Below are 22,186 nucleotides of genomic sequence, written 5' to 3' on the forward strand. Positions count from 1 at the left end.
AACCGGTCCGCAACCAGTAGAAACCCGCAGAATCCAGCGCAAAGGCGTTAAACGAGGGAGGCGTAGATGTCCACCGTCTGGGCCGCGATGGTGGCCCAAGAGAACTTGTCCACTGCGCGCCGGCGGCCTGCGTTGACATACCTGGCCGTCAAGTCCTTATCGCCGGCGAGCTTGTTGACGGCATCAGCGAGGCCGGACTCGAAATCATCAACGGCCTGCTCATCGTAGTGGACAAGCACGCCCGTCTCACCGTCCACAACAACCTCTGGGATGCCGCCTACGTCCGACGCCACCACCGCGGTGCCGCACGCCATGGCCTCTAAGTTGACGATGCCTAGTGGCTCATAGATGGAAGGGCAGACAAAGATATCGGCGCCGGAATAGACTTCCTGGATTCTATCGCGGTCAAGCATTTCCTTGACCCAGAAAACCCCGTCGCGCTCGGCCTGGAGCTCCGCGACCAATGCCTCCGTGCGGGCCTCAATCTCTGGGGTGTCCGGAGCCCCCGCGCACAGGACCAATTGAATGTCCCGGTCGAACTTCCGCACCGCTTTGAGTAGGTGCTCCACGCCCTTCTGGCGGGTGATGCGCCCAACGAACGCCACCACGGGGCGGGTCTTATCCACCCCAAGTTCGTCGAGCACGTTGGCCTCGCGCGGCTGCCAGAGCTGGGTGTCAATACCGTTGAGGACCACGTGCACTTTGGCTTCATCGATTCGTGGGTAGGCCTCAAGGATTGAGGCCTTCATGCCGGCCGAAACCGCGATGACCGCGTCCGCGTACTCCATGGCGTTCTTCTCGGACCAGGATGAGATCTCGTAACCGCCGCCGAGTTGTTCACGCTTCCACGGGCGGTGCGGCTCGAGAGAGTGAGCGGTGACAACGTGCGGAATCCCGTAGAGCTTGGCGGCTAGGTGCCCGCCTAGTCCGGAGTACCAGGTGTGCGAGTGGGCCACATCAATCGAGGATGCGGCGTTAGCCATGCGGAGCCCGGTGGACAGGGTCTGGATAGCCGCGTTTGCCCCGGCCAGCTCCGGATCCACGCCGTGGGTAAAGACGTCCTTTTCCTCCCGGGGCTTGCCCATGCAGTGGACCTCTACCTCGATGAGTTCACGCATGAAGCGGGTCAGCTCGGCGACGTGAACACCCGCGCCACCGTAAATTTCTGGGGGATATTCCTTTGAAAAGATTCCGGCTCTCATAACTATTTAGCCTAACGTTCTCAGGTGGGCGTTGCGAGATGTTTGGCAATCATTAACTGTGATTTTTTCTTCGCGACAGGTAAGTGAATTTTCCCCTGTAAAGGGGGGATTTAAAGCCCCGATTAGCTGAAAAAACCCGCGGGAGGGAATAACGTTGGAGGGGTGAAAAGCCAGCCTAATGTCCTAGCTATTGTCCTCGCCGGCGGTGAAGGTAAGCGGCTTTTCCCGCTTACTGAAGACCGTGCAAAGCCGGCCGTCCCATTCGGTGGAAACTACCGCCTCATTGACTTTGTTTTGTCCAATTTGGTCAATGCGGGCTACTGGAAGATTGCCGTTCTCACCCAGTACAAGTCCCACTCCCTCGACCGGCATATCTCCCAGGCGTGGTCGATGTCCGGCCCCACTTCCCAGTACATCGCATCGGTTCCCGCGCAACAGCGTCGCGGCAAGCGCTGGTACACCGGTTCTGCGGACGCCATTGTTCAGTCGCTCAACCTGATTAATGACGAGCAGCCGGATTACGTCATCGTATTCGGCGCGGACCACGTCTACCGCATGGACCCTTCCCAGATGGTTGAGGAGCACATTGCTTCCGGTAAGGCGTGTTCCGTCGCTGGTATCCGCGTGCCGCGTGAGGAGGCCTTCGCCTTTGGCTGCATTCAGTCCGATGAAGAAGGCAATATTACGGAGTTCGTGGAAAAGCCAGAGAATCCACCGGCAACCCCGGATGATCCAAACATGACCTACGCATCCATGGGTAACTACGTGTTTACGGCGGAGGCCCTGCGTGAGGCGCTGCTTGAGGATGAGAAGAACGAGAACTCGAGCCATGACATGGGTGGAGACATCATCCCGTACTTCGTGGAACGCGAAGAGGCCCACGTGTATGACTTTATGGCTAATGAAGTACCGGGTGCTACCGACCGTGACCGCGGTTACTGGCGTGACGTGGGCACCATCGACTCGTTCTATGAGGCGCATATGGATCTCATCTCTGTACACCCAATCTTCAACCTGTACAACTTCAAGTGGCCGATTAGCTCCACTGATGATGCGAACTTCCCACCAGCGAAGTTTGTTCAAAACGGCATAGCTCAGTCCTCCATGGTGGCCCCGGGCTGCATTATTTCGGGCGGAACCGTGCGCAACTCGGTGCTCTCTTCAGACGTCCATGTTGAGGACGGCGCTACGGTCGAAGGCTCCGTGCTGCTGCCGGGAGTGCGCGTTGGCAAGGGCGCTGTGGTCCGTCACGCGATCTTGGACAAGAATGTCCGGGTGACCGATGGTGCCATCATCGGCGTCGATCGCAACCTCGACGAATCCCGCTTTACCGTCTCCGCCGGTGGGGTAGTAGTCGTGGGCAAGGGGGAGGTAGTCGAGGCGAATTAGCTTTTTGCAGCCGCCACACTGGGACCTGCCGGACGACGGCGGGTCCCTTTGCTTTTCACCTACACCCGGCATCTCCCACAAGAGGAACTAAACCGGTTGGACCTTTTAACTACCCCCGATGGCGAACCTCAAGGTTTGCGGGGTCCGGTACGAGCTCCATGAATCCAGGCCAGAAAATAGGGCCACGGTCCTGCTGAGGCAGGCTTAAGGGGGCGATCCTCCTGCGCGGCAGGCCCGAATGCATTCTCATGAATAGGAAAACGCCTAATCCCGGTCCTTCCAGGATGGCGCTGGGGACCGGGATGGACAAGTTTGAGTCAGGCCTAAAGCTTGGTGATGAGGGTCAAGCCTGAGCCCAACGGGAGGCGGGTAACATGGGCGCCTTTCAAGCCACGGGCCAGTTCGTCGGCCTCGCGTGCGGCATTGGTGTCGCGATCCGTGCGGGTCGAATCGGCGATTGTGCCATCCAACAGGGAATTGGCCAAGACTAGGGTTCCGCGCTGAGAAAGAAGCGGCCAGGCGGCCTTCACGGTTGCGGGCATGTCCATGGCGCTTACCTCAGCGTAGATGACCTGGTACGAGTCATTGGCTAAACGCCCCATCACGTCCAGCGGGCGTGATGGGAGGAAACGCACGCGGGTAGGTGAGTAGCCGGCCTCCCGGAACGCCTTCTTCGCGTTGGTCTGGTGCTCAACCTCGGGGTCGATGCAGGTGAGAATGCCGGTCTCTGCAAGGCCTTGAAGCAGGTAAAGCCCCACCACGGAAGCGGCTGGGGTGATGGCAACCGCCTGGGCCTTCTCCCCGGTCTGGGCCGCGTGGCCCGTAGATGCCGCGGCCAAGGTGGTTAGCAATTGACCGGTAACCTCATCCGGTACGGGAAGTGAATACTCCTCTGCATGGGAGCGAGCAGAGCTCAACGCTTCAGAAGGCTCTGAGGAAGTTTCGATATAAGAACGCAGCGCGTCGTAAGCCAAGTCAGTCACGTGTCCCACTTTATGTATTCATACTGGAGGGTGTACCCGAAACACCCGAAACCAATGCTAATTGTGACTGGTGGGAATGCTGAGGTGTGTTCACAGCCAGTTCTCAGCGCCGTAAGTGGAGATTGCCGGGTTGTTGTAGCACAATATGTCACATGACAAATGAGCGACGCAGTAGTGAGAATGTTGGCGAGGTAGATAAGCCTTTGACCGGCACTGCGGCGTTTGATGCCGGCGAGTCGGCGATGCCGGAATGGGGCGAACTGGTGGCCGAGCATGCGGATAGCGTGTACCGCTTGGCGTATCGCCTGTCTGGCAATCAGCATGATGCGGAGGATCTAACTCAGGAAACGTTCATGCGGGTCTTCCGCTCCCTGGATAGGTACCAGGCGGGGACCTTTGAGGGGTGGTTGCATCGAATTACTACCAACCTGTTCCTGGATATGGTCCGCCACCGCAGCAAGATTCGCATGGAGGCGCTGCCGGAGGATTATGATCGTGTCCCCGGTTCGGACATGACTCCGGAACAGGCATATAACGTGGCGAATTTGGATCCTGCCCTCCAGGCGGCGTTGGATGAGCTGGGGCCTGACTTCCGCGTTGCCGTGGTCTTATGCGATGTAGTGGGCATGAGCTATGACGAAATTGCTGAGACCCTCGGAGTGAAAATGGGCACGGTGCGCTCCCGCATTCACAGGGGGCGGTCCCAGTTGCGTGCATCTCTCGAGGCTGCGGCAGAGGTAAACGATGAAGCCAAGATGCTGCTGCGCACCCGCTAGTTGTGCGCAGGTCGTGGAATATCGACAAAGCATCCATGGGTGAGGGCCGGCCTTTGCCGGCCTTTTCTTTGCCTAAATCAACTTGTTAATACTTTTAAAGTTCCATCTAAAGTTGGATGGCTCGCACGGGCAATAAACGGTGGACGTCGCTACAGTGGGGAACTAGCCACCGGTGCGAAGATCAAGCTCGTCGTAGCCGGAATTTGTGAAACCAACAAAACACTAATGTGTATTCACATGAGTTAAGCGCCGTCATAGAAGCCACAGCAGGAGGTGAGCATTCCAGAATGGATAACATTTCGCGTTCCCATTCGGAGCACACTCTGCGCATGGGGCAGTTGGCCCCCACCGCATCCAAGCGCGAGAAGTTGCGGGCCAGGGTGCGTGACTTTTCGCGCGAAAGGGATGAAGGTAGGGCTCACGATAAGGCCCGCGAAAAGGCAAAGCTGCGCGCCCGCCGCTTTGACACCATCGGCCACTTAGGGCCCGAGGCCATTGTGGCTTTCGTCGATGAGGAGATGGAAGGAAAGGCGGCCCACCGCGTGCGGGTGCACCTTGTCCACTGTGAGGAATGCCGTGAAGAGGTGCGTTCCCAGCGAGGGGCGTCCCAATGGGTACAGCAATGCTCAGGTAGCGATGACATTCGCGCGCCTCGCGACCTGCTTGCCAAACTAGCCAAAATTGCAACCACGTGCTCCCGTGAGGAGAATCAAGCGGGGGAGCGAGCGGAGCAATCCTCGCCCCGCGGAGCCTATGGCACCGAGCAGGATATCTTTGACAAACTCGAAATGATTATGCGTGCGATCAAACATAATCAGCGCTCAAGCTAGCGCGGTCTTAGAAATGACGCGGTCCAAAGGATAGAGTAATACCGTGCTTTCAAATTTCGGTTGGTTCGAGCTATTCGTCATCGTAGTCTTGGCCGTGATTATCATTGGCCCGGAGCGCCTGCCCGGTGTAGTTCAGGATGTGCGCGCGGCAATCTTTGCGGCCCGGAAAGCTATCAACAACGCTAAGGCCGAGCTCAACGGGGAGTTTGGTGACTTCGGCAAGGAATTTGAGGAGCTTCGCGCGCCACTTAGCCAGGCGGCGCAGTGGGGCAAGCTAGGCCCCCGGGGTGCTATCACGAAGGCGTTGTTTGACGGTGATGATTCGGCGTGGGATGACTTTGACCCGCGCAAACCCGTTGCTGGTAGAGAGCAGAACTCCGGAAACCCGGCCGGGCACAACTCGCAGCCACCGGCTCCGCCCGCGCCATCGAGAGAACCGCACGCCCAACGTCCTAATCAAACTGACCAGTATCAGCAGCCTCAGGCGCCAGGGCAACAGCGCCCGTCTTTCGATTACTCCACGTATTTCGACCAAGATTAAATCGCGAAAATAAAAGGGCGCACCATGTGGTGCGCCCTAGGCGTTTAATCGTGGAGCTTTTTGCGTACCCGTTCTTCAGGGGTGCGTACGTCCCCCCGCGGGCGACCAATGAGGGAGAGGCCCACCTGGGCGGCGCCCACGAGGATGAGGAAAGCGATGAGCAATTTCCCGCCAATGGCAATGTCATTGCGCAGCCATACGTAGAGCACGATGCCAAGGATGACGGCAAAGGCACCTACGCCCCATTCCGGAAATTTCATTCCCACAATCTACCTCGATGCTTTCCTGTTGGGAATCAGTGGTTGACGGCTTCGCGCCGAATCGTTGCTAGAGCAATATAGCCAAAGGCCGCGTGACACACAACTATTACGTGGTGTACGCGGCCCGAGTTTTAGGAAAGTTAGGAGCGGGTGACCCCCAAGCCTAGGGGTTTTCCGGCCAAGGAAGTTGAGCGCACGGCAAGCTTATTGGCCACCTCCCTGATGGCTTGCGCTGCGGTGCATTCAGGGTCTGCGAGAACCACTGGGGTCCCGGAGTCGCCGTCCGCCCGCAGGGTAGGGTCAAGCGGAATGGAACCCAGCAGCGGAACGTCGTGGCCTAATAGCGCGGTGAGGCGCTCGGCCACGGCTTCACCGCCGCCCGCGCCGAAGATATCCATGGTGCTGCCATCGGGCAGGACCATGGCGGCCATGTTCTCAATAACACCGGCGACGCGCTGACGGGTCTGCTGGGAGATTGAACCGGCACGCTCGGCAACCTCGGCCGCGGCGGCCTGAGGGGTGGTGACTACGAGGAGCTCGGCGTTGGGGATCAGCTGAGCTACGGATAGTGCCACATCACCGGTGCCCGGCGGCAGGTCAAGGAGGAGCACGTCAAGGTCTCCCCAAAAGACGTCCGCCAAGAATTGCTGGATCGCGCGGTGGAGCATCGGTCCGCGCCAGACTACCGGCGCGTTGCCGTCAATGAATTGGCCGATGGAGATGTATTTGATGCCGTGGGCGATTGGTGGCAGGAGCATCTCATCATCCAGGACCGTTGGGCCAGCGTCGGAGCCCAGCAGACCCGGGACTGAGTGGCCGTAAATATCGGCGTCGACGATGCCTACCTTGAGGCCGCGGTCAGCCAGGGCTGCGGCCAGGTTGACGGTCATGGAGGACTTGCCCACGCCGCCCTTGCCCGAGGCCACGGCAAAGACGCGGGTGGTGGATTCAGGCTTTGCAAAAGGAATCTCCGGCTCAGCCTGGCCGCCCCGAAGCTTGGCCTTGAGTTCCTTGCGCTGTTCATCACTCATCACGTCCATCTCTACGGAGATGGTGCCGATGCCCTCAACTTCCTCCAACGCGGCACGCGTGTTGGACTGGAGGGTGGATTTCATGGGACAACCGGCGATGGTGAGGTACAGGACAACGGCCACGTCATTGCCGTTAATCTCGATGGACTTGACCATGCCCAGCTCGGTAATTGGGCGGCCAATCTCTGGATCCTCTACGCGGGATAACGCGCTGCGGACAGCGGATTCTTTTACAGCAGTCATATCGCCTACCCATCCTAGTCCTTATAGTTCTCCATGTGGGGCGTGGGGGCCTTTCGCGGTAGGAAACTAGTGTGCGGGAGTATCCCGTGTAGAGTTTCCATCAGTGCCCGTGCCGCCAACTTCCACATCCCCGTGCACCTCCCTCAGCGCGTGGGCGCCCCGGCGGATATGTGGGGCAGGGGTGCAAGGATAGAATTCCAAGTGGCATAGGCGAAACGAAGGAGTACTGGTCAATGAAACTGGCAACGGTCAAGGTCGTTGCGCTGGCCGCGATTAGCAGCCTGGCGCTTGCTGCATGCCAGGGCATCGAGCCCGCGGCCGAAGAGTCCGCGATTTCTGAGCAGACCGTCCGGATCATGGTTGACTCGGACAGTGCCGAACAGCGCGTGGTTGCCGAAATCTACCGAGCCACGTTGGAGTCGGAAGGCCACGACGCTGAGATCTTGCGGAATCAGCAGCTGACACCAGATGAGCGGGCTGAGCTCCTCAGCCACGGTGAGGCAGACATGTGGATTGGATGCACGGGCAACCTGCTCGAAGCCTTTGACAGTAACCGTGCCGCGGAACTGTCTACCGAGTACGTGGAGGATCAGGCGGACCCCTCAGGCACGGACTACCTGGCCGAAACCCATATCGCCATGATGGCGGCGCTGCCAGTGGAACTGACCACCGTAGACCCATCGTCGGCCCGGGGCTGCGAGGGGGATAGTCACGTGGAGCTGCCGCAGAACTACGTGCCCATCTATGTAAAGGGCCTGCTCGACCGGGACGAGCGCCTGACCGTGTCATCGGTGACCAAGTATTTGACCACGCAGGAAATCTCAGATTTGGTCGAGGAAGCAGAAGCCACTGGCAACGAGCAGGACATTGTGGCCAAGTGGCTAAGCCAGATCGTGTCTACTGGCGACATTGGCGCCGAGAGTGATTCGGATTCGTCCAATAGCGCTGGTGAGTAGGCCAATAACCATAGTGTGCGGGCATGGGGCCGGTTGAGGTAGTGCCTCGCCGCCTAGCGAAGCTAGGTGAAATGCTCGCTTCAGCGATTTGGATAAAGCCCTAAGAACTCTCCCCATCGGGCCTATAAACCGTGAAGGACTCTTTTATTCCTCCCGCCGCCCACCGGTCAGACGGTACTCTCACTGGATTTTCGCGCAGTATCCTCCCGCAGGGGGTTTCGCAGCAGGAATATCGTTGTTGAAAGCCGATGAGGCCGCGCGGGTTGCGGGAGACTACCGGCGGTAGGGCTCCATCGCGTGCTCGAGCGCTGTGTGAGAACTTCACCGTGCCCCATTGCAATCCGGGTTGGGTTATTTCCCGTTGATGCCGTAGCAGGGGATACACGCCAAATCCTTCTAATTAGCTTGCAGAAAATGAGGGCAGCAAAAATGCCTTCCCCCTAAACACGCGGTTTAAGGAGAAGGCATATGCTCGTCGGTTAAATGCCGACCATTAGCTCCATCTATCAGGCAAGAGAGCTAAACCTCGAAAGCTTCCTCGATCAGCTTCTTCTGCTCAAGCTGGTGCACCTTGGCGATGCCCGTAGCAGTGGAAGACTGCGCGCGGCGGGAAACGCGAACCATCTTTGGCATGTCCTCGATGAGGTTTGGAAGGTGCTCATTGAGGAATGGCCATGGGCCCTGGTTTGCCGGCTCATCCTGAACGAAGCGGATCTGCGTGGCGTTAGGGTAGCATTCAAACGCCTCGCGCAGGCGGTTGAATGGGATTGGGTGCAGCATTTCAATGCGGACAATCGCCACGTCATCACGGCCGTCAGCTTCCTTCTTCTTGGCAAGCTCGTAGTAGATCTTGCCGGAGCAAAGCATGATGGTCTTGACCTTGTCCCCGTCGGCGACCTTCTCACCGTTGATGTCAACGAAGTTAGGATCGTTGATCACGGACTTGAAGGACTTCACGTCGGTGAACTCGGACGTTGCGGAGAATGCAGCCTTGTTGCGCAGCATGGACTTCGGGGTGAAGACAACCAGCGGGCGGCGCATCTCGCCGAGTGCCTGGCGGCGCAGCAGGTGGAAGTGGTTTGCCGGGGTGGAAGGCTGGGCAACGGTCATGGAACCCTCAGCGCACAGCTGCAGGAAGCGCTCGATACGTGCGGAGGAGTGGTCCGGCCCCTGGCCCTCGTAGCCGTGCGGCAGCAGGAGGATGAGCTTGGAGGTCTGGCCCCACTTAGCCTCACCGGAGCAGACGTACTCATCGATGATGGTCTGAGCGCCGTTGGCGAAGTCGCCGAACTGTGCTTCCCAGGCCACGATGGCGTCCTGGTTTCCGATTGAGTATCCGTATTCGAAGCCCATGCCCGCATACTCGGTAAGAGCGGAGTTGTAGATCATGAACTTGCCGCCGTTGCCCTTGGAGGCAGCCAGCTCGTTGAGCGGGTTGAACTCCTCGCCACTGCGTGGGTCAAACAGCACCGCGTGGCGCTGGGTGAAGGTGCCGCGGCGTGCGTCCTCGCCGGCTACACGGATGACCTTGCCGGAATTGGCGAGGGAGGCAAACGCGATCAGCTCGCCCCAGCCCCAGTCGATTCCGCCCTCCGTGACGGACTTAGCGCGCTCCTTGGCAACCTTGGATACACGCTTGTGGATCTCAAAGCCCTCCGGTGGGTTGCCGTACGCGGCCCCAATCTCGGCCAGCTCGGCCTTGGAGATGGAGGTATCCAAGCCGCGGGTGAGCTCCTGAGAGCTGGTGATACCCGTCTGCTCCTGAGGCCCCTTGGCCTCGGCTTCCTTGACCTCGGTGAATACGGATTCCATCTGGTCGTGGAAGTCGCGTGCCGCTGCCTCTGCGTCCTCCTCGGACAGATCGCCGCGGCCAACGAGCTCATCGGTGTAACGCTCACGAACGGACTTATGGTCCTTGATTACGTCATACAGAACCGGCTGGGTCATGGTTGGGTCATCAGCTTCGTTGTGGCCGCGCAGGCGGTAGCAGATGAGGTCGATGAATACGTCCTTGCCGAACTGGCGGCGGTACTCGGTGGCCAGCTGGCCAACCCATACCACTGCCTCAGGATCGTCGCCATTGACATGGAAGACAGGGCAGTCAAAGCCCTTAGCCAGGTCAGTGGAGTAGTAGGTGGAACGGGAAGAATCAGGGGTCGTGGTAAAGCCAATCTGGTTGTTGACCACGATGTGGATGGTGCCGCCGGCGGTGTAACCGCGCAGCTGGTTCAGATTGATGGTTTCCTGAACAATGCCCAGGCCTGCAAACGAAGCATCGCCGTGAAGCATCAGTGGAACAACGGTGTAGCCGTCCTCGCCCTTGTCCAGCATGTCCTGCTTTGCGCGTGCCATACCAACCAGAACCGGGTCAACCGCCTCAAGGTGGGATGGGTTGGCGGTCAGGGAGACCTTGATCTCACCGTCGCCAAACATCTGCAGGTGCTCGCCCTCCGCGCCCAGGTGGTACTTAACGTCACCGGAACCGCCGGCCTGTCCACCCTTGAAGTTGCCCTCAAACTCGGCGAAAACGTCAGCCAGTGGCTTGCCCACGATGTTGAACAATACATTGAGGCGGCCGCGGTGCGGCATGCCGATGACAACCTCGTCCAGGCCCTGGCCTGCCGCGGTGTCAATGATGGAATCCATCAACGGAATCATGGACTCTGCGCCCTCGAGGGAGAAGCGCTTCTGGCCAACGAACTTGGTCTGCAGGAAGTTCTCGAAGGCTTCCGCGGCGTTGACCTTCTGCAGGATGTACTTCTGCTCGGCATTGGTTGGCTTAGGCATACCCGCCTCGAGGCGATCCTGCAGCCACTCGCGCTCATCGCGGTCCAGGATGTGGGTGTATTCGGAGCCAACCTTGAGGGTGTACGCAGCACGCAGGCGGGAGAGGACCTCACGCAGGGTCATGGTCTCCTTGCCGCCGAAGCCGCCGACGCTGAAGGTGCGGTCCAGATCCCAGATGGTCAGGCCATGGGTGTCCATGTCCAGGTCGCGGGAGTCAGGAATCGGCAGGCCAGGCTGGGTCCAGCCCAGAGGGTTGGTATCCGCCAACAGGTGGCCGCGGGAGCGGTAAGCCTCAATCAGGGCGCGAACGCGGGTGTTCTTGTCAACGCCCGTGTTCGGCACGTCCTGTGCCCAACGGAATGGGCGGTAAGGAACGCCCATGTCCTCGAACAGTTCATCCCAGAACTTGTCATCTATAAGCAGCTGGCCGATGGTGCGGAGGAACTCGCCGGACTCTGCACCCTGGATGACACGGTGGTCGTAAGTGGAGGTCAGGGTGACCAGGCGGCCCACGCCCAGGTCAGCCAGGCGGTCTGCGGAGGCGCCAGCGAACTCGGCTGGGTAATCCATGGAGCCCACGCCAATGATGGCGCCGGAGCCCTTGGTCAGGCGGGCGATGGAGTGGCGGGTGCCAATGCCACCTGGATTGGTGAGGTTCATGGTCACGCCGGAGAAGTCATCCATGGTGAGCTTGCCCTTGCGGGAGCGTGCCACGATGTCCTCATATCCGTCCAGGAACTCGCTGAAGCTCTTCTTTTCGCATTCCTTGATGGCGGCTACAACCAATGAACGGGAGCCGTCCTTCTGAGGCAGGTCGATTGCCAGGCCGAGGTTGATGTGCTCGGGCTGAATAACGAAGGGCTTGTTATCCCGCAACTCGTAACGCACGTTCATGGCTGGGTGGGCCATCGCGGCCTTCACCATGGCGTAGCCAATGATGTGGGTGAAGGAAATCTTGCCACCGCGGGTGCGCTTGAGGTGATCGTTGATCATGGAGCGGTTTTCCCACATGAGCTTGACCGGCACGTCACGCACAGTCGTAGCGGTTGGAATCTCGAGGGATTCTTCCATGTTCTTAACGATGGCCTTGTATGCGCCCTTGAGCTGCTTTTCTGAAGCCTCTGGGTATTCGCCGATCTTGTCGAGCGGTGACTGTGGGGCCTTCTTCGTGGCGGCCTTTCCAGACTTCATGCTGTTCTCCTGTGCCTTGGCGGCATTAGCGGTGACTGCGGTCTCGCGTACTTCCTGCTTCTTTGCGGTAGTCGCGCCCTCAGACTTCTTGACGGATGCTGGGTTAGCAGCGGCGTCCTTAGCAGCGGACTCATTGGCGGGGGTGCCGTTCTTTTCGAAGTACTCGCGCCATTCTGGATCCACGGAGTTGGGGTCCTTGGAATACTGCTGGAACTGTTCGTCAATCAGCCACGCATTGGGGCCGAAGATGCTCGACTTGCTCACGGCAGGTTCTCGCCTCTTTTCCTTGGTTTTACGATTGTCTTAACGACTTTTATTGCTTTCAGCGCGCGCTAAAACCGGCCACTGAAAGTAGTCCGTTCTCAATGATACGGTTCCAAACGTGATTTACGCTATATCCGCCTGGCTTGGCGTGAATTTTCTACCCCTTGAATCTTCCCTTAGTTAGGGTTTATTTGCCTTGGGCTCGCGTGACTCCGCGGCCCGTTGAGCGGAGTTCCTGCGCGCCGGCGCCCCTACCTTGAAAAATGCTGTAAAGCATTATTTCTTTCTCCGGAGCTCCTCCTCGCGGGGCCGCGGAATTGTGTGGTGTTCGCCAGGTAGGCGGCGGTGTGATCTTGTCCCCCGGTACCCCCAAATGTCACGCCGCGGGCAGGCAATGTAGGCGATATGGCAGCTACGGGCACGCGGTAACCGCAAAACCACGAAGCTGGGGCCTTGCACCCTGCGGTGGTGGAGGCCCCAGCTTTCGCCCAGACGGGTAGTGGTTTTGAACGATTGATCGCCGCCCCTCGGCGTTAGAGGTGCGCGCCCTATGCCTCTAGCGGCACTGGCGGGAGCTGCTCGTGGGCATGGTTAATCACGCGGTCGGATAGCTTGCGGTTAGCAATGGAACCCAGGACTGCGCCGATGCCGAGCGGCATGAGCTTAGACAGCCACGCCCACTTCAGGCGGCCGGTGGCCTGTTTGATGAACACTCGTGCCAAACGGGAGTTGACGTTTTTCATGGTCGGCGCGGAGAAACGAGTTAGTGCAGCCGCGGAGGCCAACGATCCTCCATTTTGGCCTAAGTCACCTACGAAGGTGTCCACGATAGCGGAACCCTTGGATCCGGAAAGCACCATGAGCACAAGGCCGCGGCGTGCCTCGGGGTCGTTGATATCCACACCGCGCAGCTTCGCGGACGCCAGGATGTACCAAGCGGCGGCCTCGAGGAATACCACTGATTCCGCACCAATGGCGGCCACGCCGGCGAACAGGCCGATTCCCGGGATGGATGCTGCCGCGCCCGCGCCCGCGCCGGTGCCGGTGGCGATGGTCTTGAAGTGCTTGTCAATGACTTCCTGCATCTCGGCGATGGAGGCGTCCTGATTTTTGTCCTTGACGTTGTCAACGTACTTGGAAATCACAGGCGATTGCACCGTGACCGCCTTTTCCAACGTGTTGAGGAGAATGCGGGTATAGCGGTCAGTGTTATCGGGGTCAATCTCATAGTGGTCTAAAACTTCGGCATCGGCCTCCTCCGTGGCAACCTTCTTATCGTTCTTACCGCGGAAAATGTCCGTAATTCCCATGAAGTACACGTCCTTAAGTCAAGTTAGTAACGCCCGTAAGCAATCCGTTTACAGGGTTAATTTAAGTTTATTATTTAGGTTCTTCGCTAGTTAGAACGGCGTTGCGAACTGCCTTGGCCGCGCGGGATAGCGTCGATACTTTCTGTAACTAACGCCTAGGATATTGGGATAAATCCCGTTAGCGCGTAACAGTTCAGTAACTAGTAATTAAACCACGCTAGTTGAAAACTACCGCGACCGAGCCACTGACAACTAAACCCTATTAGCCTGGCCCGCTCCATAGAATCCTCGTGGTCAAGCCTAGCGCGCCGATGAGAATGACTATTTCGTGTCCTATTGGAAACTTTTTGTGAAAACCCATTGTCTGAAGCAGAATCTTGCGCTAATCTGTCCGCAACGCGTCAGGCTGTCACGCGCATTCCCGAACTTGTAGTCAAGACCCCGTACGGAGTCTTAACCGCCTAGTTCGGTGTGCTCCTGTGACGGCTATTTTTATTGCCTGGGCATATTCGCGGGCTCATTCATCGCCGCACGATAAACCAAGCGCAGGGCATACCGCAGCTCGGTGGTGTTATCGATGAAGATAGGAAGCCGCCATGATGTGCAGAGTTTCGGCCCGTGACGTTAGACAAGGGGGCGGTCATGCCCTCGGATAAGATTACCGCCGGTAACGGCAGCGCTGAACGCAAGGCTAATGCGGTGGGCTACCTTGCCGATGACCACGAGATTCCGCGGGTAAGGGGCGTCTGGCGCCTGTTTGTCTACAGCGCCATAGGCGCCGTGGTATTTTTCCTGCCGGTGACGTACAAGGGCACTAAATCCATTCCGTTAGACCACATGGTCACCGCGGTGAAGGAGTATCTGCCGGAGTTGGTGCCATGGTTCATTCTGGCACTAGCCGCGTACGGCACAATTCGCTCCATCGCTCATAAGAACTGGCAGGACGGGCCCATGCAGGCCATCTTCGTGGTAGCCAACGTCGTGGGCCTTGTGATCTCATTTCTGATGGTTATCGACAAACTGCCGTGGGTGCTAGGCGATGAAGATCTCGTGCCGTTCCTGTGGGATTCCATCGCGGTCTCAGTAGGCCTGATCGTGCCCATCGGTTCGGCCTTCCTGGCCCTGCTCATAGGCTACGGTTTCCTGGAGTTTATCGGCGTGTTCATGCAACCCATTATGAAACCGGTTTGGCGGACTCCGGGCCGCTCGGCAATCGACGCGGTTGCGTCCTTCGTGGGGAGCTACTCGTTGGGCATTTTGATTACGGACCGGGTGTATCAAAACGGCGGTTATACGGCCCGTGAGGCAGCGATTATTGCCACCGGGTTTTCAACCGTATCCGCCGCCTTCATGGTAATCGTCGCTAAAACCCTTGGGCTCATGGATATCTGGGGACTGTACTTTGCCGTCTCCCTCATAGTGACGTTTATCGTTACCGCAATTACCGTGCGCATCCCGCCGCTGAGCACCGTTCCTGATGACTATTTTGAGGGAAGCGAACCATCCCCGGAGCGAGTGGTGAAGGGAAACCGGATCCGCGAAGCATGGCGCGAGGCCATGATGGCTCTCGAGCAGGCGCCGTCACTGGGCAAAGCCATATCTGAAAACCTGCCCGATGGCATCCGCCTCGCCGGGGCGATTGTCCCATCCATCATGTCAATCGGCCTAGCAGGCCTGTTGCTGGCGAAATTCACCCCGGTCTTTGACTGGCTGGGCTACCTTTTCTATCCCTTCGCCTGGGTTGTGCGCCTGCCGGAGCCGCTGATGGCGGGTAAGGCCTCCGCGATGGGGATTGCGGAGATGTTCCTGCCGGCCACGGAGGTCGCGGATCAGGAATCCCTCGTGCTGCGCTTCGTCATCGGCGTTGTCTCCGTCTCCGCCATCATCTTCTTTTCGGCCCTGGTGCCGTGCATCATGGCCACGAAGATTCCGGTCAAAATTACCCACATGGTGGTGATCTGGTTTGAACGCGTTGCCCTGACCATCCTGATCGCCACGCCCATTGCATACCTACTGTTGTAAGCGTCGACTTAGAGGCGTAAGGCCCCGAGCCTGTTCAGTTTATGACTTGAGCGCACAGAGCCCGGCACCAGTCAGGTCAATCCCGCTGGCTCCAGCGGGTTTCGTAGCAAGTGCGCGGCGACGCTACTAAAGTGGCGTGGCATATGCACGCTGGCCATGAAGAAGAATCCGTAGCTGCCGCGCGCCTGAGGGCCGAGCAGGCGCATTCCCGTGCCCGCGATGCGGTAGCGCGAGCGCACCGGACCCTAAGCGATAACCTCATCGCCACTACCACCGCCGGCGTAGTCCAGGGGTTCAGGAAAAACATTTCCGAACTAGATGCCGAGGCCGCAGAATTGGATGCGGAGCACTCGCCCGCGATGGTTATAGGCCCCGGCGCTGGATCTCCAGCAACCACCGTCCGTTGCTGGAGGGGAATACCATACGGAGCGGATACTGGCGGGGAATACCGGTTTAAACCTCCGCGGCCCGCGCCCCGGTGGGACGGCATCAGGGATTGCGGCAATTTCGGGGCCATTGCCCCTCAAACCACCTACTCGTGGACGGACAAAATAATCGGCAGCGAGGATTGCCTTAACTTAGACATCGTCCGCCCGGATACTGAGGAACAGCTTCCCGTGGTGGTCTATCTGCACGGCGGTTCGTTCATCGTTGGCGCCTCTCACCTCGGGATGCTGCAGGGCCACCACCTTGCGTCGGCCATGAACGTGGTCTACGTGTCTATCAACTTCCGCCTAGGCGTTTTGGGCTACTTAGATTTGCGCTCCATCCCGGGGGATGCGGCCGCCAATCCGGCCGTCATGGACCAACTCCTGGCCCTTGAATGGGTGCGTGATAACATCGCGGCCTTCGGTGGGAATCCGGATAACGTGACGTTGATGGGGGAGTCCGCCGGAGGTGCCGCGGTCCTTACTATGATGGCCGTTCCCCGCGCACACGGTCTATTCCACCGGGCGATTGCGCAGTCACCGCCCATCGGGATGATTCATTCTAAGACGCAGTCCCAATTCTGGGCTCGCGAATTAGTCAACCGCATGGCCTTGCCCCGCATGACGGATATCGGGACCCTGCGCCAGGCGCATTTCAGCGAGGTGGTGCGCGCCGGGCAATCCATGATGTGGCGTTCCAAGGAATTGCTACACCTGAATTCCTGCTTTGCGCCTACCGTGGACGGCCAACTCATACCGCAGCACCCGTTAGACGCCTTCGAACAGGGCAAGCAAGCGCAGGTGCCGCTGTTAATTGGTACTAATTCCGATGAGGCTAGTTTCTCCCGGTTCTTATATATAAGGGAGGCCGCACGCTCTAGGGCGGCGGTTCGCTTACTTAGTTCCTTTGATAATAAGAGCGCTGAGGACGTGGTGGCGGCCTACAACGGCGCTACCTCCCGTCATAATTTCGCGCAACTAGTCACAGATGCGTTGTTCTGGGCGCCCACCGTGCGCGTGGCTTCATCTCACTCTCGCACCCAGCCCACGTGGATGTACCGCTTCGACTATTCCACAAATGTTTTGCGCAAGTTGGGTTTGGGCGCCATGCATTCAATGGAGTTGAGCAATATCTTTGGCGATCCGGATGCCTCCCGCATGTCCATTCTGACCCGCTGGGGTGACACCACCGCTATGGACGGGCTGACCAAGCAGATGCAGGCGCAGTGGGCGTCCTTCATACATGATGGCGAGGTGCTCGGGGATTGGCCGCGGTACTCAGCTGACGCGGACCGCCTAACTAAAGTCTTTGATCACCCTTCCCGAATTGAGAAGGACCCACGTGCCCGTAAACGCGAGGCTTGGGAGTCCTACGCAATGGATGAATGGGGCAAGGGTAGGCCAGAATTACTGGAGAAGCTGGGTTTTCTCGCAGCTTTACCGGACACGCGGTAGGCTTAAATCTGCCCCTGCGGCATTCTGCAGGAAATGGCCTCTAACTATGCAAGGACGGTACGCCGGACATGAGCTTTTTTGAAGATATCGCAACTGCATTGGACGCAGAGGGCATTGAGTCCCGCGTTAATGATGAGGTGCTTTTCGTTCCCATCACCTCAGATCTCGAGATCCAATTCGTCGAGATTGATCCACTGTTGCCAGCCGCAAACGTATACATCGCTGCGGCTGATGTTGATGAGGATGATGAGGAGTTTGAAGCGGTTTTAGTATCAGTGGCCTTCTCCGTTGATGATGCAGTGGAGGCTGTGGCTCGCCACATTGCCACCGATCAGGTAGTCACGGTTCTCCGTGATCTCCTTGAGGGCACGGATGAACGAATCTCAGAACTGGAATTTACCCAAGATGAATTCAACCCCAACCTGGTGGTGGCTGAGGTAGCCAATGACTCCGAATTGCGCGTTTTAGTGGAGACCGTTGATGGTATTCCCCAAGCTGTGGTGCGCTTCCTAGCCTTCGATGTGGATGAGGAGGACTATGACGCGGCTTTCTCCGATGACGAAATTGATAAGGAAGACGCGGCCGTGTCACGCGCCTGGGTCAACGATGAGCTGGAGGGCCTAGGGGAAGAAGAGCGTCTCGCGTTGTTTGAAGCAGGGGACCTGTCAGACCCGCTTCCCGTCATCGAGATTCCTGCCGAGACGCTTGAATTGGGAACCTACACCGATTTTGACCGCCTCTTCGATGTCCTTTCCCTAGTCGCGGAGCAGGCACTGGATTGGGAGGCCCAGCTGGTTAACTTCGACGAGGAAGAGTTCGATGAACCAGACGTCTATGACATCTTCGGTGAAGATGATGGCGACGAAGAGGACTTTGATGAAGAAGATGCGGAAGAAGCCTTCACCAGCGATGATAGCGATGGCGGTGAAGAAGACGCCTCTGCGCTGGCACGCTAACCGCGGCGAGTCCATGGTGTCATGGTGACTATTCCGCAATGAACTTAAGGCCGTCCCCGCGGGGACGGCCTTATTTCCTTGTGCCCAGTCACGGTACTTCGTCTTTGCCCCCGTCCGGCGATGGTGTGTGCGCTTTGCTCGCGTCCGATGACGGACTAAGCTGCCTCGCTAAACCCGGTGAATAAGGAAACTGGGGAGTGGACCGGCCGGAATTCGCGGTCTACCATCCAAACGAAAGTGGCGGCACTGCCCGTTGAAATTTCGTGAATCGCACCTACTAGGTGGTTGTCTACCAAGCTGCGTATCCACCCCTCTGCGATTGGCCCGGGCACGCGCTCACCCCTCGGGTCCGTTACTCGGGCACTAATCAGGTAAACGGGCTCTCGGAGTTCGCCGTAGCCGCGCACGCGGGCCTTGGCTAGCGGGCCTACGCGGTGGCGAGTCAGCGCCATCTGCAGATGACCCGCACCCATTATCCCGGGCAGCTCTTTTATGGGCGGGCGCCAGTGGGCCGTGGGGCGAGCCAGCGAACGAGGGTGGCGGATTATCGAGTTAAGCGCATCGACCACCCCACGATGGGTAAACAAAATCTCCTCGGCCACATCGGTGGCCCGCGGACCATCGGTGTCACCTACGTGGCCTGCACCCAATTGACTATCGCGCAAGGATCCAGTGATAGATGGGCTAACGCTCTGGGGTGAAACGGTCTTGGCGGATTCAATGTATTTCTTCATGTCCCACAACGTAGGGCTTGCCCCGGACACAAATCCTCGGGAACCCGCACAGTTCGAATGCGTGTTCTAATTTAGATTTCTTATCAGGCCGTCCGCGGACTACCATGATTGGCGATGAACTCCACGAATGCCGCCCCTGCAACCCTGTCTCAGCAACCACCGCGCATCCCGCGTGAGATCTGGATCATGGTTACCGCTGGATTCATTATCGCCATCGGTTATGGGCTTATCGCACCATTGCTGCCCCAGTTTGTCCGCAGTTTTGACGTATCCATGACGGCCGCCGGCATAGTGGTGTCTGTGTTTTCAGCCTCGCGTCTTATCTTCGCCCCCGGTTCCGGCGCGCTGGTGGACAAGGTTGGTTCCCGCAAGGTCTATCTCACCGGCCTGATGACCGTGGCTGTTACCACCGGCATGGTGGCCATCGCTCAGGAATATTGGCACATTCTGGCCCTGCGTGCCGTCTCCGGCATCGGCTCTACCATGTTCACCGTTTCCGCCATGGGCCTTATAGTCAAGCTCTCACCGCCCACGATCCGTGGCAAGTGCTCGGCGGTCTACGGCACCTCATTCCTGCTGGGTAACGTATTCGGCCCACTCGTGGGGGCGGCCCTATCCTTCCTGGGATTCCGCTGGCCCTTCTTCATCTATGGTGTCGCCGTGGCCCTGGCCGCGCTCGTGGTGTGGCTGATGATGCCTAAAATCGACCCGGCGCTGGCCAAGAAATCTTCGCTGCCGCCTATGCGCATCGACGAGGCCTGGCGGGATACAGCCTTCCGCGCGGCGCTTACGTCTAATTTCTCCCAGGGGTACATCAACATGGGTGTGCGGGTGTCTGTGCTCCCGCTCTTTGCCGCCGCCGTCTTTCATAACGGTGCCGCGGCATCCGGCTTCGCCCTGGCCGCGTTCGCCGGCGGCAATGCGCTTGTGATGCAGTTTTCCGGCAAGCTCGCGGACCGCATTGGCCGCAAACCTATGATCATCACCGGCCTCGTGTTGACGTCCATTTTCATGGGAACGCTCGGTTTCGCCGAAAACGTCATCCCGCTCATTATCATGTCCATCCTCGCAGGCGGAGCCTCCGGCATGATTGCCCCGGCGCAGCAAGCCGCTCTAGCCGACGTAATCGGCAATTCCCGCTCCGGCGGCCAAGTGCTCTCCACGTTCCAGATGGCCGGTGACTTTGGCCAGATCTTGGGCCCCATCCTGATTGGCCTACTCGCGGACATCTACGGCTTTAAGATTGCATTCGCCGCCTGCGGATTTATTGGCCTAGTAGGCGCCATTGCCTGGGCGTTTTCTCGCGAAACACTTGAGGACCGCACGACCACGATTACGTCGCGGTTGCGTCCGCTAGCGTGGTGTATCTGTAGCCCGCGGTAGGCCTTGTGCCGGTGCACAATGAGGCGACCATCGCGGGTACCTTTCGAATCAACTCTTACCTATCCTCGAAAGGAAGTACCCTGCGATGGCCGCTGACCCCAATCATATCGATCCGACCGCGTATGTCGAACAGCTACTGACTCAAGCCTCCCCAGACCTGATGCGCCAAATGCTCACTGACTTCATCAACCAGATTCTCTCCGCCCAGGCAGACACCGTCTGCGGGGCAGATTATGCAACAGTGTCGCCGGATCGTACAAACACCCGCAATGGTTACCGTCACCGACGGCTAGATACCCGCGTCGGCAGTATTGATGTGGCAATCCCGAAGCTACGCATCGGCTCATTTTTCCCCGACTGGCTGCTAGAGCGCCGCAGCCGCACCGAACGCGCCCTGACCACAGTTATCGCCACCTGCTACCTCAAGGGGGTCTCCACCCGCAGGATGAACGACCTAGTCGCCACACTCGGTATCAACAACCTATCGAAATCACAGGTCAGCGAGATGGCCAAAGAGCTTGACACGATGGTCGAACAATTCCGTACCAGACCATTGGACCAGGGCCCGTATTACTACCTCTCCTGTGACGCGTTGACGATGAAAGTGCGGGAAGGCGGCCGAGTCGTCAAAGCCAGCGTGCTACTGGCCACAGGTGTCAACGCTGACGGCTACCGCGAACTGCTTGGCATGCAGGTTGCTACAGCGGAATCTACCGCGTCGTGGACGGGTTTCTTCCGCGACCTCATCGCCCGTGGCCTCACCGGGGTATTCCTGGTCACCAGTGATGCCCATCTTGGTATTCAAGCAGCCGTGGGTGATTGCCTGCCGCAGGCTAGTTGGCAGCGGTGCCGCACCCACTTCGCGAAGAACCTATCAGCCCAGGTACCGAAGACCCAGTGGCCGACCCTATCAGCAATGTTTCACACGATCTTCCAGCAACCCGATGCCACCAGCGTGTGGGTCCAGGCCAGGGATGTGGTGGAGTTCTGCCAGCACAAGTTCCCGAACGTGGCAGGCTACCTCGAGGAGTGTCTCGACGAGCTGTTGGCGTTTACCGCTGCGCCGAAAGCGGTGTGGAGCAAAATCTGGTCGAATAACCCCACTGAACGGCTCAATAGGGAGATCCGCCGGCGTAGCGATGTCGTAGGAATCTTCCCAAACCGAGACGCTGTTGTGCGCCTTGTTGGGGCGGTTTTGGCCGAACAGCACGATGACTGGATCCAACAGAAGCGTTATATGTCACTGGCCAGCCTGACACAGACCAAAGACATCATCGCCGCTGGGGTCATCGACGAGGACCGCGACAACAACCAGGAAAACGCCGCATGAATACCCTCACCCCACATCCCCGAGACGGCCCCTAAACCACCGCCATGAAACTAACCCCAGATTCGAAATACAGATACACCACTACCCAGGACTTGACCTTACGTCGCTGCCACGC

Annotated in this window: 17 protein-coding genes; 10 read left to right on the plus strand and 7 right to left on the minus strand. The window is 58.6% G+C overall.

The genetic code is table 11. The annotated features are described in order from the left end of the window. Positions 1-47: 47 nt before the first annotated feature. A complete protein-coding gene (gene glgA, locus CENDO_RS04385; RefSeq protein WP_136140954.1) occupies positions 48-1,202 on the minus strand; it encodes a glycogen synthase in 1,155 nt (384 codons plus the stop codon). 162 nt (positions 1,203-1,364) lie between these two features. On the opposite strand from glgA, the gene glgC reads away from it, so the two are divergent. Next, a complete protein-coding gene (gene glgC / locus CENDO_RS04390) occupies positions 1,365-2,591 on the plus strand; it encodes a glucose-1-phosphate adenylyltransferase (protein ID WP_136140955.1) in 1,227 nt (408 codons plus the stop codon). Positions 2,592-2,914: 323 nt separating this feature from the next. Here the strand turns inward: glgC and CENDO_RS04395 are convergent, their stop codons facing one another. After that, positions 2,915-3,574 (minus strand): O-methyltransferase, encoded by a 660-nt coding sequence (locus CENDO_RS04395; RefSeq protein ID WP_136140956.1) that lies wholly within the window; start codon positions 3,572-3,574, stop codon positions 2,915-2,917. A gap of 152 nt (positions 3,575-3,726) precedes the next feature. Here CENDO_RS04395 and sigE point away from each other — a divergent pair, with 152 nt between their 5' ends. From sigE to CENDO_RS04410, 3 genes are all read left to right on the plus strand, one after another. Continuing rightward, positions 3,727-4,350 carry an RNA polymerase sigma factor SigE gene (gene sigE / locus CENDO_RS04400; RefSeq protein ID WP_136140957.1) on the plus strand — a complete coding sequence of 208 codons (624 nt, stop codon included), beginning with the start codon at positions 3,727-3,729 and terminating at the stop codon, positions 4,348-4,350. Positions 4,351-4,637: 287 nt separating this feature from the next. Continuing rightward, positions 4,638-5,180, plus strand: coding sequence for an anti-sigma factor family protein (locus CENDO_RS04405; protein WP_246014385.1), 543 nt, complete (start codon positions 4,638-4,640; stop codon positions 5,178-5,180). Positions 5,181-5,223: 43 nt separating this feature from the next. Continuing rightward, positions 5,224-5,721 (plus strand): twin-arginine translocase TatA/TatE family subunit, encoded by a 498-nt coding sequence (locus CENDO_RS04410; protein ID WP_136140958.1) that lies wholly within the window; start codon positions 5,224-5,226, stop codon positions 5,719-5,721. Between the two features lie 44 nt (positions 5,722-5,765). Here CENDO_RS04410 and CENDO_RS04415 read toward each other — a convergent pair whose 3' ends face one another. Further along, a complete protein-coding gene (locus CENDO_RS04415) occupies positions 5,766-5,981 on the minus strand; it encodes a hypothetical protein (protein WP_136140959.1) in 216 nt (71 codons plus the stop codon). A gap of 140 nt (positions 5,982-6,121) precedes the next feature. Beyond that, positions 6,122-7,255, minus strand: coding sequence for an Mrp/NBP35 family ATP-binding protein (locus CENDO_RS04420; RefSeq protein ID WP_136140960.1), 1,134 nt, complete (start codon positions 7,253-7,255; stop codon positions 6,122-6,124). A gap of 233 nt (positions 7,256-7,488) precedes the next feature. On the opposite strand from CENDO_RS04420, the gene CENDO_RS04425 reads away from it, so the two are divergent. Next, positions 7,489-8,211, plus strand: coding sequence for a hypothetical protein (locus tag CENDO_RS04425; RefSeq protein ID WP_136140961.1), 723 nt, complete (start codon positions 7,489-7,491; stop codon positions 8,209-8,211). Positions 8,212-8,730: 519 nt separating this feature from the next. On the opposite strand, the gene CENDO_RS04430 is transcribed toward CENDO_RS04425, so the two are convergent. Together CENDO_RS04430 and CENDO_RS04435 are read right to left on the minus strand one after the other, a co-directional pair. Continuing rightward, positions 8,731-12,453 (minus strand): multifunctional oxoglutarate decarboxylase/oxoglutarate dehydrogenase thiamine pyrophosphate-binding subunit/dihydrolipoyllysine-residue succinyltransferase subunit, encoded by a 3,723-nt coding sequence (locus tag CENDO_RS04430; RefSeq protein WP_136140962.1) that lies wholly within the window; start codon positions 12,451-12,453, stop codon positions 8,731-8,733. A gap of 548 nt (positions 12,454-13,001) precedes the next feature. After that, entirely contained in the window at positions 13,002-13,763 is a 762-nt protein-coding gene (locus CENDO_RS04435; RefSeq protein WP_136140963.1) for a hypothetical protein, read from the minus strand. 642 nt (positions 13,764-14,405) lie between these two features. Here CENDO_RS04435 and CENDO_RS04440 point away from each other — a divergent pair. The 3 genes from CENDO_RS04440 to CENDO_RS04450 all read left to right on the plus strand — a co-directional run bounded on the left by CENDO_RS04440 (position 14,406) and on the right by CENDO_RS04450 (position 18,624). Next, entirely contained in the window at positions 14,406-15,785 is a 1,380-nt protein-coding gene (locus CENDO_RS04440) for a YjiH family protein (RefSeq protein ID WP_136140964.1), read from the plus strand. Between the two features lie 143 nt (positions 15,786-15,928). Further along, positions 15,929-17,668, plus strand: coding sequence for a carboxylesterase/lipase family protein (locus CENDO_RS04445; RefSeq protein WP_136140965.1), 1,740 nt, complete (start codon positions 15,929-15,931; stop codon positions 17,666-17,668). Between the two features lie 68 nt (positions 17,669-17,736). Next, on the plus strand, positions 17,737-18,624 hold the full coding sequence (locus CENDO_RS04450; protein WP_136140966.1) for a DNA primase: 888 nt from the start codon (positions 17,737-17,739) through the stop codon (positions 18,622-18,624). Between the two features lie 155 nt (positions 18,625-18,779). Here CENDO_RS04450 and CENDO_RS04455 read toward each other — a convergent pair whose 3' ends face one another. Then, entirely contained in the window at positions 18,780-19,358 is a 579-nt protein-coding gene (locus CENDO_RS04455) for a hypothetical protein (RefSeq protein WP_246014386.1), read from the minus strand. A gap of 114 nt (positions 19,359-19,472) precedes the next feature. Between CENDO_RS04455 and CENDO_RS04460 the strand changes: the two genes are divergently transcribed. Together CENDO_RS04460 and CENDO_RS04465 are read left to right on the plus strand one after the other, a co-directional pair. Continuing rightward, on the plus strand, positions 19,473-20,741 hold the full coding sequence (locus tag CENDO_RS04460; protein ID WP_136140967.1) for an MFS transporter: 1,269 nt from the start codon (positions 19,473-19,475) through the stop codon (positions 20,739-20,741). 85 nt (positions 20,742-20,826) lie between these two features. Then, complete coding sequence (locus tag CENDO_RS04465) at positions 20,827-22,071, plus strand: IS256 family transposase (RefSeq protein WP_136140968.1); 1,245 nt, start codon at positions 20,827-20,829, stop codon at positions 22,069-22,071. Positions 22,072-22,186: the final 115 nt, after the last annotated feature.

This window comes from Corynebacterium endometrii, assembly GCF_004795735.1.
Taxonomy (GTDB): domain Bacteria; phylum Actinomycetota; class Actinomycetes; order Mycobacteriales; family Mycobacteriaceae; genus Corynebacterium; species Corynebacterium endometrii.

Bases quoted from the DNA above. Each gene is read 5' to 3' on its own strand.
- glgA (WP_136140954.1), bottom strand. From the start codon at position 1,202: ATGAGAGCCGGAATCTTTTCAAAGGAATATCCCCCAGAAATTTACGGT.
- CENDO_RS04465 (WP_136140968.1), top strand. From the start codon at position 20,827: ATGGCCGCTGACCCCAATCATATCGATCCGACCGCGTATGTCGAACAG.
- CENDO_RS04460 (WP_136140967.1), top strand. From the start codon at position 19,473: ATGAACTCCACGAATGCCGCCCCTGCAACCCTGTCTCAGCAACCACCG.
- CENDO_RS04450 (WP_136140966.1), top strand. From the start codon at position 17,737: ATGAGCTTTTTTGAAGATATCGCAACTGCATTGGACGCAGAGGGCATT.
- CENDO_RS04425 (WP_136140961.1), top strand. From the start codon at position 7,489: ATGAAACTGGCAACGGTCAAGGTCGTTGCGCTGGCCGCGATTAGCAGC.
- CENDO_RS04415 (WP_136140959.1), bottom strand. From the start codon at position 5,981: ATGAAATTTCCGGAATGGGGCGTAGGTGCCTTTGCCGTCATCCTTGGC.
- sigE (WP_136140957.1), top strand. From the start codon at position 3,727: ATGACAAATGAGCGACGCAGTAGTGAGAATGTTGGCGAGGTAGATAAG.
- CENDO_RS04435 (WP_136140963.1), bottom strand. From the start codon at position 13,763: ATGGGAATTACGGACATTTTCCGCGGTAAGAACGATAAGAAGGTTGCC.
- CENDO_RS04440 (WP_136140964.1), top strand. From the start codon at position 14,406: ATGCCCTCGGATAAGATTACCGCCGGTAACGGCAGCGCTGAACGCAAG.
- CENDO_RS04405 (WP_246014385.1), top strand. From the start codon at position 4,638: ATGGATAACATTTCGCGTTCCCATTCGGAGCACACTCTGCGCATGGGG.
- CENDO_RS04445 (WP_136140965.1), top strand. From the start codon at position 15,929: ATGCACGCTGGCCATGAAGAAGAATCCGTAGCTGCCGCGCGCCTGAGG.
- CENDO_RS04420 (WP_136140960.1), bottom strand. From the start codon at position 7,255: ATGACTGCTGTAAAAGAATCCGCTGTCCGCAGCGCGTTATCCCGCGTA.
- CENDO_RS04455 (WP_246014386.1), bottom strand. From the start codon at position 19,358: ATGAAGAAATACATTGAATCCGCCAAGACCGTTTCACCCCAGAGCGTT.